10 protein-coding genes are annotated in these 12,544 nt (G+C 34.0%); 3 read left to right on the forward strand and 7 right to left on the reverse strand.

Annotated features, from left to right (window positions below; genetic code table 11):
• The first annotated feature begins 152 nt into the window (after window positions 1–152).
• Window positions 153–2,795 carry a valine--tRNA ligase gene (locus tag EL247_RS05555; RefSeq protein ID WP_104745356.1) on the forward strand — a complete coding sequence of 881 codons (2,643 nt, stop codon included), beginning with the start codon at window positions 153–155 and terminating at the stop codon, window positions 2,793–2,795.
• Here EL247_RS05555 and EL247_RS05560 read toward each other — a convergent pair.
• The 3 genes from EL247_RS05560 to EL247_RS05570 all read right to left on the reverse strand — a co-directional run bounded on the left by EL247_RS05560 (window position 2,792) and on the right by EL247_RS05570 (window position 7,970).
• The gene (locus EL247_RS05560; RefSeq protein ID WP_172594053.1) at window positions 2,792–3,856 is read right to left on the reverse strand and encodes an AI-2E family transporter; all 1,065 of its coding nucleotides are present in this window, start codon (window positions 3,854–3,856) and stop codon (window positions 2,792–2,794) included. The two genes, EL247_RS05555 and EL247_RS05560, sit on opposite strands and share 4 nt — an antisense overlap.
• Window positions 3,856–5,235, reverse strand: coding sequence for a cytochrome c oxidase accessory protein CcoG (gene ccoG, locus EL247_RS05565; RefSeq protein WP_054197651.1), 1,380 nt, complete (start codon window positions 5,233–5,235; stop codon window positions 3,856–3,858). The genes EL247_RS05560 and ccoG overlap by 1 nt, the downstream gene beginning before the upstream one ends.
• A gap of 86 nt (window positions 5,236–5,321) precedes the next feature.
• The gene (locus tag EL247_RS05570) at window positions 5,322–7,970 is read right to left on the reverse strand and encodes an autotransporter outer membrane beta-barrel domain-containing protein (protein WP_104745357.1); all 2,649 of its coding nucleotides are present in this window, start codon (window positions 7,968–7,970) and stop codon (window positions 5,322–5,324) included.
• A 140-nt stretch (window positions 7,971–8,110) separates the two neighbouring features.
• Between EL247_RS05570 and rpsU the strand changes: the two genes are divergently transcribed.
• Both rpsU and EL247_RS05580 read left to right on the forward strand, forming a co-directional pair.
• Window positions 8,111–8,323, forward strand: a complete 213-nt coding sequence (rpsU, locus tag EL247_RS05575; protein ID WP_005020782.1) for a 30S ribosomal protein S21 — start codon at window positions 8,111–8,113, stop codon at window positions 8,321–8,323.
• Between the two features lie 138 nt (window positions 8,324–8,461).
• Window positions 8,462–8,944, forward strand: coding sequence for a hypothetical protein (locus EL247_RS05580; RefSeq protein ID WP_040499557.1), 483 nt, complete (start codon window positions 8,462–8,464; stop codon window positions 8,942–8,944).
• Window positions 8,945–8,967: 23 nt separating this feature from the next.
• Here EL247_RS05580 and ychF read toward each other — a convergent pair whose 3' ends face one another.
• From ychF to EL247_RS05600, 4 genes are all read right to left on the reverse strand, one after another.
• A complete protein-coding gene (ychF, locus tag EL247_RS05585; RefSeq protein ID WP_005020780.1) occupies window positions 8,968–10,071 on the reverse strand; it encodes a redox-regulated ATPase YchF in 1,104 nt (367 codons plus the stop codon).
• 9 nt (window positions 10,072–10,080) lie between these two features.
• Window positions 10,081–11,505 carry a leucyl aminopeptidase gene (locus EL247_RS05590; protein ID WP_126442095.1) on the reverse strand — a complete coding sequence of 475 codons (1,425 nt, stop codon included), beginning with the start codon at window positions 11,503–11,505 and terminating at the stop codon, window positions 10,081–10,083.
• On the reverse strand, window positions 11,486–12,094 hold the full coding sequence (locus EL247_RS05595) for a DedA family protein (RefSeq protein ID WP_104745359.1): 609 nt from the start codon (window positions 12,092–12,094) through the stop codon (window positions 11,486–11,488). The genes EL247_RS05590 and EL247_RS05595 overlap by 20 nt, the downstream gene beginning before the upstream one ends.
• Before the next feature lie 87 nt (window positions 12,095–12,181).
• Window positions 12,182–12,538 carry a methionine-R-sulfoxide reductase gene (locus tag EL247_RS05600; RefSeq protein ID WP_104745360.1) on the reverse strand — a complete coding sequence of 119 codons (357 nt, stop codon included), beginning with the start codon at window positions 12,536–12,538 and terminating at the stop codon, window positions 12,182–12,184.
• Window positions 12,539–12,544 lie beyond the last annotated feature (6 nt).

Raw genomic sequence — 12,544 nt, forward strand, 5'->3', positions numbered from 1 at the left:
AAAATAAGTTATCTTATAATTCTACCAAACATTTTTCTTTCTAAACCTTAGAAAATCAAATCCCTAAAATTTAAATTTTTTGGTAAAATTCAAAACTTAATATTTTAGCTATCAGCAAAAACCATTCCATTTTGCTAAATGAAGGTATTTTTATGCAAGAAAAAACTAATACAACTTACAATCCAAAAGAAATTGAAGAAAAATATTATCGTTTTTGGGAAGAATCTGGGTATTTTGAAATTAATGGCAATGAAAAAATTCAAAAAGCAAACAAGAACTTTTGCATTATGCTTCCGCCCCCAAATGTTACAGGAAGTCTTCACATAGGTCATGCACTCAATCACACTCTCATTGACATTATCGTCCGATACAAAAGAATGCAAGGCTTTAAAACTTTATGGCAACCCGGACTAGATCACGCAGGAATCGCCACACAAAACGTTGTTGAAAAACAACTTTTAGCACAAGGAATCAAAAAAGAAGAAATTGGAAGAGAAGCATTTATACAAAAAGTATGGGCTTGGAAAGAACAAAGTGGAGGAATGATTCTAAAGCAAATGAGAAAGCTTGGTAGCTCACCTGCATGGAGTAGAACTCGCTTTACAATGGATGAGGGCTTGCAAAATGCGGTTAAAGAAGTCTTTGTAAAACTCTATAATGAAGGTTTGATTATACAAGATAAATATCTCGTAAATTGGTGTACCCATGATGGAGCGCTATCGGATATTGAAGTAGAATACAAAGAAAATAATGGCAAACTTTATTATCTGCGTTATTTTTTAGAAGATTCTAAAGACTATATTATTGTAGCAACTACTCGTCCAGAAACTTATTTTGGAGATACTGCTGTTATGGTCAATCCAGAAGATTCTCGCTATTCTCATCTTATTGGGAAAAAAGTTATTTTACCTTTGCTTAACAAAGCTATACCTATTATTGCAGATTCTCATGTTGATATGGAGTTTGGGACAGGTGCAGTCAAAGTTACTCCAGCACACGATACTAATGATTATGAAGTGGGCAAAAGGCATAATTTAGAGCAAATCACAATTTTTGACAAAAAAGGGATTCTAAACGAATTTGCCGGAGAATTTGAAGGATTAGAGCGATTAGAAGCTAGAGAAAAAATTATTGCTAAACTACAAGAAACAGGCTTTATTGAAAAAATTGAAGATTACAAAAATCAAGTGGGACATTGTTACCGATGTGGCAATGTTGTTGAGCCTTATATCTCCAAACAATGGTTTTTAAAAAAAGAAATCGCAGCCAAAGCGATTGAAAAAATCAATGCCAACCAAAGCAATTTTTTCCCTCCTCAATGGAAAAACAATTACAATGCGTGGATGAAAGAATTGCGTGATTGGTGTATTTCAAGACAACTTTGGTGGGGACACCAAATCCCTGTATTTTATTGTGATTCTTGCTCCAATAAATGGGCAAGTGCCAAAACGCAACTCCAATGCCCAAAATGCCAAAGCACAAATATCCACCAAGATCCCGATGTTTTAGATACTTGGTTTAGCTCTGCCTTGTGGGCATTTTCTACACTTGGATATGGAAATGGTAAATGGGGAGAAGGCACACTTTGGCAAAAAGATGATTTACAAAACTTTTATCCTAATTCCTTATTAATTACAGGTTTTGATATTTTGTTTTTTTGGGTTGCAAGAATGCTAATGATGGGAGAACATTTCCTCTTAGAACTTCCCTTCCCCAATATCTACCTCCATGCTCTTGTAAGAGATGAAAATGGACAAAAAATGAGTAAAAGCAAAGGGAATGTTGTCGATCCTTTAGAGTTAATCGAAAAATATAGTGCGGATGTCTTAAGATTCACCCTTGCTACTTTATGCGCGCAAGGAAGAGATGTAAAACTTTCTTCAAATCAACTTGAAATTAGCAAAAATTTCACCAATAAACTTTATAATGCTGCAAATTTCTTGCTTCTTAATGCACAAAAATTTCCTAATTTATCCGATATTCAAACACCCAAAACTCCACTTGGAAAATATATGGCAGAGCTTCTAAGCAAAACCATACAAGAAGTCCATCAGCATTTAGAATCCTACCGCTTCAATGATGGTGCAAATGCACTTTATCGCTTTTTATGGGGAGAATTCTGTGATTGGGGAATCGAATTTAGCAAAGCAGATAAAGATTCAATTTTAGAACTTGGAGCGATTTTCAAAGAATCTATGCTTTTATTGCACCCTTATATGCCATTTATCAGTGAATATTTGTGGCATAAACTCGATGGAAGCACTTTAGAAGAAAGTGGCTCTATCACGGTTAAACCCTACCCAACTTTTACCTATTGCGATAATTCTAATTTGCAAATTTTTGAATTAATTTCAGATTCTATTATTTCTATTCGTCGCGCCAAAACTACTATTGAACTTGCTAATCAAAAAATTCCAAAAGCCTATATCAAAAGCAATATCGCAATTTCAAAAGACTTTGCCCCTACTTTTGTAAAATATGTAAGCAAACTAGCAAAAGTAGAAGAAATAGAAATTACTAGCCAAAAAATCCCTCATTGTATCGTAGATATCACAGAAAAGGTCGAATCTTATATCCCCATACAAGAAATCAATCTAACACCGATTATTTCGAGATTAGAAAAGCAACAAGAAAAAACACAAAAAGAAATTATCAAGCTTCAATCAATGCTAAAAAATGAAAAATTCATAGCCAATGCACCCGCACAAGTACTTGAAACCAACAAGAAAGCATTGATTGAACAAGAAGAAAAATTGATTAAAATCCAAGCGGAATTAAAATCTCTAAAAGGCTAGCCCTTATAGAGATTTTGATAGATTCTAAGCATAGCAATAAACAATGCCGTAATCGCAGGTCCAAGCACAATTCCCCAAAAACCAAAACTAGATAGCCCAGCAATAATAGCAAAAAAGATTAACATTTCATTAATTTTTACAGGTTCTTCAATCAAAACTCGGTTAATAAATGCAATAATAAATGGCTTTACACCATTATCAGCAATCGTGGCAATCACAATAATCGAATACAAAGTGATAATAATAGCATTTGTAAAATTTCCCAAATACAATTCATAGCAAGCCACAGGTAGCCAAACTAAAGTTCCACCAACAACAGGAATCAGCGATGCAAAACCATAAAACACACCTAACAAAATCGCATTATACCCATAAAATGTCATCAAAATCCCAAACAACATACCCTGTAATACCATTGATAAAATCGAAGAATAAAACACGACACTAATCACGGCACTAACTTCATCATAAAGAGACTTGATTTGCTGTTTATCAATAGGGATAACTTCTATAAAATATTTTCCCAATTTATTTCCATAAAAATAAAAGAAAAATAAAAAAATGACGATAAAAACCGCATCACTCACAAAATAAATACTATTTGCAGAAAGTTTTGCAATAAATCCCAAAATCTTTTTTACTATCTCCGCCCAATCAATACTATTAATTCTCAAAAGCAAACTTTCTACTTCTTGTTGCACAGCACTTGGTAGATAGTCAAAAAACTGCCTACTAAAGTTGATTAATTTTTGCTGCATAAGAGCAAAAATATTTTGAAACCCATTTAAATCTACATTCGTCGCAAATGAGGCTAAATTTATCGCAACATAAAAAATAGGCATAAAGCACAACAAAAGCAACAATAAAGTCATCAACAAAGAAGAAAAAAATTCTGATTTAATTTTTTTGAGAATAATTTGAAAAATACTTTGGGTAGCAATAAAAAGCAAAAATGCAATCAATAGATTCATCAAAAAAGGAGAATATAGCTTAAGTAACGCAAGAAGCGTTAAAACAAAAGCTACTAAGAAAAAATAACTCCCTTTAGAATTAGACACCATTATTTTGCTTTTATCACATTACTTGGAGGATAAATAAATACACTTTCCCTCACTACTTCTATCTTTTCTTGAGAGTTAAGAGCATAAGCCCTAATTTTTAATGGAATGTGTGTATCTTTTTGTGAATCTTTAGAAAGATTTTCATCAGTATAAAGAACTACCACTTGTTTAAATTTCTCCCTTGGCTCAATTTTGAAAGGCTTAGAAGGGCGTTTGATTTTAATAGCTGGATTCCCCTGCACTTCAAAATAAAATTCATAAGCTTTATTATTAGTATTTTGGAAAAGGAAAATATAGGAATTTTCAACCCTATTGTTATCTCTAATAGTATAAAGCTCATTTCGATTAATATTTAATAGCATATTTTCTTTAGTGGAACTCATATACAATAACCCTGCAAACACAACCACCAAAGCAACCACATAAGCAATAGTTTTAAAACGCATATAACGCACTTTATCCCTCATTTCAATAGCTTGAGGGCTAGTCCATGAAATTAAACTTGGCTTACCCAGTTTAGCCATTACCTTGGTGCATGCATCAGAGCATTCCAAACAATTAATACACTCTAGCTGCATTCCCTTGCGAATATCAATATGAGTTGGACAAATCTTTACACACGCTTCACAGCCTGTACATTCTGCATTTGGAGTCTCTGGCTTTTTCCATAATTTAATCCCCTTAGCATCAAATACCACACCCCCACGCTTATAGTCATACACAGTCATAATTGTATCATTATCATACAAAACACTTTGGACACGGCTATAAGGACACATATAAATACAGAAATTTTCTTTGATAAAAATAATATCTGCAATCAAAAATGCCGTAATTCCTAGCCAAAAAATAAAAAGATATTTATGCTCTAAAGGATTTTGAATATAAGAGAAAAAGTCTGTTGGGGGGACAAAATACCACATAAAATTTGCAGCTGCAATAAGTGCCAAAACAACCCAAATAACAAAAGCTACAACTTTTTTAATTTTATTGATTCCTAGCGACATATCTGGCTCTAATTGACGATTTTCAATTCTTTTTCTTAGTTTTAGAATCTTTGTTTCAATTAAATCGCGGTATAAAACTCTAAAAATAGTTTGAGGACAGGCCCAACCACACCATACACGCCCTGCAAGAGTTGTCAAAAAGAAAATCATCAAAAACATTAAAATCAATAAAAATGGCATTAAATATAGTTCTTGCATATCAAATGCAACCCCAAATAAATGCAATTGTTTATGATCAAAAGACAAAAGAAAGATTTGATTCCCATTAATCTTGATAAAAGGGACACAAAAGATAATCAGTGTTGCTGCAAAATACACCCAATATCGCCTTTTAAAATACTGGTGTATTTTCAATTCTTGTTTATTTTCCATAATTCACAAACTCCGAAATTTTTGCAAAATTATACTACATCTTATAGGCAAAAGAGCTAAAATACTTTTGAATGAAATATTAGTTATTAAAATTTATAATTTATACTCACATCAGCACTAATACCCTTTCTATCTAGCACATACCCTTTCCATTTAAAATCAATACTCAAAGGTATCTTCAAAGTAGGTTGAAACCCCATTGAAAACAATAAAGCAAGATAATCCCCTTCCAAAGACAATGATTCTAAATCATAGCCATTCACCGCACTTTTTATCTCATTATTTAATAATTTTTCCCAAGAGATTCCAATTGCTGTATTAAAATTATCTCTTCCATAACGAAGCACAGAATCAACATTAAACGAATGTGTGTAATTATCTTGTATAGTAAGGTGATCCATAGAATTATTACTCAATCCCACCTCATCTCCATCTACATAGCCAAAGTGATACCCAATACCTATATCCAATTTAAAATTCTCACTCAAATTGACGAAATAACCTCCACCCAAAGACAAAGAACCATAAGGGACAGAGCTTTTAAAATCCACCTTATCTTCTGTTTGATTATAAAAATAATCAAAATCTGTTTTGATAACTCCACCTTTTGCAACTGCTTTAGAATAAAATCCACTTTCAAAATCATACAAAAAAGCCAATCCTCCACCTACATAGCTATGCCCTACTTTGCCCACAATATTAGCCAAATCAGTTTTGGACTGCCCATAACCATTTTCAAAGAAAAGATTCGCCCAAAAAGTATTTTGATAATTCTTCAGAGCATTAAGCTGCATATGGAATCCGTGCATTTTGATATCTAAATTATTATAATGAGAATAACCACCGCCCACATTTAAAAACACTTGAGTTTCACCTTCTTTTGCTCTCTCTTTATAATAATTAACTCCATCACTCATTCTTTCTTGAGATTCTCTTATAAAAGCCAAACTCCCAGCAAATGCTTGAGTTAAGCTCTTTGACTCTGGAGATATTTGCCTAGTATGCGGAAGATCTTCTAGTTTTAATTCGTGTGAAAATATTTCTTCTTTTTGGGGAGTCCAAGTATCAAAAACAAAAGTTTCATTACCTCTAATCTGTGTATTTTCATCAACTTCAATTCCACTAGAAGCCCAAATAAGCTTTATATCATCTCCCACCTTTACATTTTGTGCAGAAATCACTAGCTTTTTCCCCTTTAAATCCAAAGAATCTCCCACATTATTTTGCTCATACTCTCCAATAATTAGAATATGTTTGTTGAGATTCTGCTCTTTTGCATGGAGATATAAGGTATCAAATCCAGCCAATCTTTCTTTTACTTGTATGTTTCCACTCACAAAAATAGAATTTCCCTCATCTATCCCACTATTTCCATCAAATCCCCCATATACACTTCCATTAATTACCGCTTCATCTTCTAACATCACTAAATTATATTTTGCATTAGCTCCATAGCCACCATAAACATTGTTTGCCCCTGTATTTCCATAAAGCACCACCGTATTATGCAAACTCTCATTTCCCTTACCGCCAATAGCCTCCTCTATACCCTGCGAATCTTTAATCATTACAAGATTATAATTTGAATGCCCGCTCTCTGATTCTCCCCCAATTACAGATAAATTTCCATTTATATTTTCCAAAGTAATATCATTATTGTTAGCACCACTTTTTGCATATCCGCCCACAATATTATGTTGCACACCCCCCAAAACAACCCCTTTAAGATTAATTTGATTCCCTATGGCTAATCTCTCTCCATAACCCCCATAAATATTATTAGAATTAATCTCTGCCCCTTCTTGAATGGTCACAAAATTTCTATCTGCATTTTCTGTTGTGCTATGCCCCCCATAAATATCGCCTTCTACTTTGGCATTTTTGTGGATATTGATAAAATTACTATTAGCCCCCAAAGTGCTTTCACCGCCTTTGACTTCTCCTGTTATAACCCCTTCAATCAAAACGCTATTTTCACTTGCCCTACCTTCTTCTGATTTCCCGCCATAGACATTTTTGGCATTTCCATAAACCTCTACAATATTATATGAGACATCGCCTTGTTTGGTATATCCAGAATATATATCTCCCTCTACATCTCCATAAAAGATTCCAAGATTATTCAAAGAATCTCCTCTTACCCCATATCCCACATAACTATTCCCCAAAATCTTTGCCCCATTTTCAATATAAATTTCATTTTCATCAGCAGACATTCCAACCCCACCATAAACTTCAGTGGCTTCTCCTCCATTAGCAATATAAATGCTATTAGCCCTCGCTAAACCATTTTTGCTATAACCTGAAACAGCCCTAAAAACCTTCCCATAAATATCCACCCCATTATCATAGGCACTTGCTTTGCTGTCTGTATATCCTCCAATTACATTATTAGAAACCCCCTCTATTTCCACCAAATTAGCAATAACAGCGCCATTTTTAGAATATCCTCCAACAGCATTTGAAACTTCACCTTCCACCAATACCCTATTATCTTCCACATTTACCCAATAATACTCAGAATAACCTCCCAAAGCCAACCCATCAAAATCCGTTCTAATGGTAATTTGATTTCGCCTATAAGTTTGTCCATTTTGTTCTACTGGAGCAAACCATTTTTGATAATTTCCAGTAGGATTATTTTGTTCGCTAAAACCTTGATTTTCATTATCCATTACCAAATTTTGAGCCCATAGATAGTGAAACAGCATCACTCCGCCTATAACCCTTCTCATCTCTACCCCTCACTTTTCTATAATTTTTTAATCAAGCTACATTATACACCAATTTTAAAATAACATAATCTAAAATTTTACATTTATAATATTTTTTGCTATAATCCAAACTTTAAATTTTTAAAAAAGGTGGTGATTAGATGCCCGGTATCAAAGTGAGAGAAAACGAATCTTTTGATGATGCTTACAGAAAATTCAAAAAACAAGCCGATAGAAATTTGGTTGTTACTGAAAGTAGAGCAAGAAGATTCTTCGAACCAATGACCGAAAAGCGTAAAAAGCAAAAAATTAGCGCTCGCAAAAAAATGCTAAAACGCTTATATATGCTTAGACGCTACGAATCAAGGCTCTAAAAACTTTGGGAGTTTTTCTCCCAAATCTACAAACCCTCTATATTCCCTATTTTAATTGCTTCACTTAAATTTTTCATCGTTTATTATTTTTGGAATGAAATTTGCTTCATCTCTATAAAATTAAATTAAGGAAAGATGATGAATATCACAGACAAAAATACTTCCATGTGGGGCTTACTTAGCCAATCCTACAACAAAAATAACAACAATGAAAATAACATTACAGGCTATTCTTCGTCCAAAAGCGATTCTATTTTTGGCACTCAAGAAACCTCTAGCACTGATTTGGTTTCCAGTCTTTTTAGTCAAGAAAATAGCCTCTACTCACCAAGCCAAATTCAAGATTCTGTAGAAATCAGCAGTGATTTATCCAAAATGCAAAATTTTGCTTCAATTTTCTCAGGAGATTTAAAGAATCTTGGAAATGCAATGTATGAAAATGGTATTTTAAACAAAGAAGAGAAAATGGGTTATGACATTTTAATGAAACTTAATCCCACACTAGATACACAAACTACTCAAAATATTTTGCAAACTCCAACACTTAGTGAAGAAAATCGCAATTTACTCGCTAATGTAGATAAAAAAATTGGTGCGGTAAGATACTTTGGAGGATTCTAGTCTCCTCCAAATACCACATTCTTTTACACATTAAACCTAAAATGCATTACATCTCCATCTACCACAATATAATCTTTGCCCTCCACTCGCATAGCACCAGCCTCTTTTGCTTTTGCTTCTCCACCATATTTAATAAAATCCTCATAAGAGATTACCTCCGCACGGATAAAGCCCTTTTCAAAATCCTTATGAATCACACCAGCAGCCACAGGTGCTTTGTCCCCACGATGAATCGTCCAAGCCCTCACTTCTTTTACTCCTGCTGTAAAATAGCTAATCAAACCAAGTTTAGAAAATCCCAAACGAATCACCGCATTAAGACCACTTTCTTTTACACCTAATTCTTGCAAAAATTCCTCTTGCTCTTCTTGACTTAATCCAACCAATTCCTCTTCTATTTTTGAACAAAGTTTAATCACCTCTGCACCATTTTTCTTAGCATATTCTCTTAATTGTTCCACAAATGAATTATCTGCATTCAATCCTACTTCATCGACATTTGCACCATAAATGATTTCTTTATTAGTAAGGAATCTCAATTCTTTATCCAAACCCAAAAAAACCTCATCTTTATTTCCAAAAGTCCTCACAGGATTCCCATTTTCAATATGCTCCAAAAGCTCTTGTGCTACTTCTAAAGTTTTCTTTGCTTCTTTATCTGTCCCACTTTTTGCCATTCTTGTGAGTTTTTCAACGCGTTTTTGAAGTGTTTGCATATCTGCAATCAAAAGTTCTGTCTCAATAATCTCTACATCACGCAAAGGATCGATACTCCCTTCTACATGCGTAATATTAGAATCCTCAAAACATCGCACAATATGCAAAATCACTTCAGTTTCTCTAATATTTGCCAAAAACTGATTCCCAAGTCCCTCGCCTTTGCTTGCACCCTTTACCAATCCTGCAATATCCACAAATTCTACCACCGAATTTTGGATTCTTTCTGGATTGACAATCTTTGCTAATTCTTGTAACCTTGTATCTGGCACAGGCACAACAGCCTTATTTGGCTCAATAGTACAAAAAGGATAATTAGCCGCTTGTGCGTTTTGTGTTTTTGTCAATGCGTTAAAAGTGGTAGATTTTCCAACATTTGGTAAGCCTACAATCCCTATTGATAATCCCATATTTTTCCTTTATTTGATTTTATTTTTGATAAATTCCACACAAGCTCTAACACCTGCCCCACTTCCGCCAAAAGGATTCACACCCCAGTTTTTTTCTACATACGCAGGACCTGCAATATCCAAATGCAACCACTTATCCTTAAGAGATACTTCGACAAATTCCCCCAAAAACATACCCGCAGTAATTGCACTTCCATAACGACTTGAAGGAATATTGCACAAATCAGCAACTTCAGATTTAAAAAGTTTCCCCAAATAAGGATTAAAGGGTAAAATTCCCGTAAGCTCTCCCACATTCCATGCAGCCGCCGCAAAATCCTCTTTTAATTTCTTGTTATAACCCATTATACCGGTTGTATAATCCCCCAATGCCACAACACAAGCACCTGTTAGAGTTGCCAAATCTACAAGAAAATCTGGCTTCAAATCACTAGCAAAACTCAAACAATCTGCCAATACCAATCGCCCCTCTGCATCTGTATTTCGCACTTCAATACTTTTTTGGTTTCTTGCAATTAAAATATCATCTGGCTTATATGCATTACCGCCTATCATATTTTCTGCCAAGCCCAAGATTCCATGCACTTCTGCTTTAATTCCAAGTTTTGCTATAGTCTCCAAAATTCCAATTACAGCACATGCACCACTTTTATCTGCTTTCATAGTTGTCATATAATCTCCGGGCTTCAAGCTCAAACCCCCACTATCATAAGTCAAGCCTTTGCCCACAAAAACAAATTTGAGTAATTTTTCTCCTCTAGCAATTTTTGGTTTATAGCTTAAATGCACCAAATAAGGCTCATTAACACTAGCTCTTGCCACAGCCAAAAATGCACCCATTTTCTCCTTTTCTAAAAACTTTTTATCATAAACTTTACACTCAAAACCACTTTTTTTTGCCAACTCTTTTGCATAATCTGCCACATATTTTGGAGTAGCTTGCTGGGGCGGAGTATTGACTAAATCTCTTACATTATTGATACTTTGTGCAAGTATTGTGGATTCTAAAATCCCATTTTGCAAAGTAGTCTTATCTATTTTTTTTGAAACAAGATAAACTTCGCTCAAATTTGTCTTGCTTTTTACACTTTTAAACGCATCATAGCTATACATTCCAAGCAAAATCCCCAAACACGCTTTTTGTATTTCTTCTTTTTTTTCTATTTCAATCGAAATGCTTTTAATTTTGAGTTTTTTGAGGCTTTGTATCGCATTTGCCAAAGCATCACTCAATGCGTTTGGAAACTCATAATTGTATTTTTCCAATCCCACAAAACAAGTCTTACTTTCACTCAAAAAACAGCACCCTTCGCCCTCAAAGTTATGAATCTTTAACGCTTCTTTTTCTGTCTTACTAAGATTTGTAGGGAGTTTTTTGTCTTTTAAGAGTATGATTTTAACATCCGCCTTTTTTTCACTTGCCAATATTTTCATTTTTAGATTCTCCTATAATTTTTTTCTCAACTTTTTGTGTCATCTTGTGTAAATAATAATAAATCCCGCCACCAAGAATCACAACAAAAGGAATGGCAACATAATAATGTTCTTTACCAAAATGCACCAATGCCAAAAGCTCTTCCCCAAAGAAATAAGCAAGCAAAATAGTAATAGCAGCCCACACCATTGCACTAATTAAATTAATAAAGGCAAAAGTTTTCGCACTATAACGCGTCACACCTATACTCATAGGAATGATAGTTCGCATTCCATACAAATAACGCTGCACAAAAATAATAGGCCAACCATATTTTTGCAAAAGCAAATGTGCAAAGGCAAATTTTCTTCGTTGCGTCTTAAGCTTTTTGTAAATAAATTGCTTGTTATAACGCCCAATATAAAAATAAATCTGATCCCCTACAAATCCACCTAATCCTGCAACCAAAATTGCAATAGGAATCACCATATGCCCTGTATGGCACATAATCCCTGCCATTATAAGCCCCAATTCACCTTCTAATATACTCCAAAGAAATAAAATAATATAACCATATTCTTGAAGCCATTGAATAAATAACTCTTCCATGTCTAATCTTTAAATCCAAAAATATAGCTTAGATTCTATCTAATTTTTGCTTAACAAACCCTCTTATCAATATTAATTCTCAACATTCTAATCTTTTTGAAAAACCAAAGAAATAGAATTCACACAATGTCTTACATTTTTCTTTGTAAATCCCTCTCCCCTAAAAATATGCCCCAAATGCCCTCCACATTTCACACAAACAATCTCTATCCGCCTTCCATCGCTATCAAGCTGCTCCATCACAGCCCCTTTAATGCAATCATCAAAACTAGGCCAACCACAACCCGAATGGAATTTATCTTTAGAATCATACAAAATACTTCCGCATTGCTTGCACAAATAAACGCCTTTTTCAAAAAAATTTTCATATTCTCCGCTAAAAGGTGCTTCTGTTCCTTTATGCAAAATTACCCATTCTTCCTCGCTACTTAATTTCCTAAACATCAATCA

The organism is Helicobacter pullorum (assembly GCF_900638355.1).
GTDB classification, from domain to species: Bacteria; Campylobacterota; Campylobacteria; order Campylobacterales; family Helicobacteraceae; genus Helicobacter_D; species Helicobacter_D pullorum.

What these genes read in the sequence shown, in the direction of transcription:
- EL247_RS05555 (WP_104745356.1), top strand. Translation starts at nt 153, where the DNA reads ATGCAAGAAAAAACTAATACAACTTACAATCCAAAAGAAATTGAAGAA.
- EL247_RS05560 (WP_172594053.1), bottom strand. Translation starts at nt 3,856, where the DNA reads ATGGTGTCTAATTCTAAAGGGAGTTATTTTTTCTTAGTAGCTTTTGTT.
- ccoG (WP_054197651.1), bottom strand. Translation starts at nt 5,235, where the DNA reads ATGGAAAATAAACAAGAATTGAAAATACACCAGTATTTTAAAAGGCGA.
- EL247_RS05570 (WP_104745357.1), bottom strand. Translation starts at nt 7,970, where the DNA reads ATGAGAAGGGTTATAGGCGGAGTGATGCTGTTTCACTATCTATGGGCT.
- rpsU (WP_005020782.1), top strand. Translation starts at nt 8,111, where the DNA reads ATGCCCGGTATCAAAGTGAGAGAAAACGAATCTTTTGATGATGCTTAC.
- EL247_RS05580 (WP_040499557.1), top strand. Translation starts at nt 8,462, where the DNA reads ATGAATATCACAGACAAAAATACTTCCATGTGGGGCTTACTTAGCCAA.
- ychF (WP_005020780.1), bottom strand. Translation starts at nt 10,071, where the DNA reads ATGGGATTATCAATAGGGATTGTAGGCTTACCAAATGTTGGAAAATCT.
- EL247_RS05590 (WP_126442095.1), bottom strand. Translation starts at nt 11,505, where the DNA reads ATGAAAATATTGGCAAGTGAAAAAAAGGCGGATGTTAAAATCATACTC.
- EL247_RS05595 (WP_104745359.1), bottom strand. Translation starts at nt 12,094, where the DNA reads ATGGAAGAGTTATTTATTCAATGGCTTCAAGAATATGGTTATATTATT.
- EL247_RS05600 (WP_104745360.1), bottom strand. Translation starts at nt 12,538, where the DNA reads ATGTTTAGGAAATTAAGTAGCGAGGAAGAATGGGTAATTTTGCATAAA.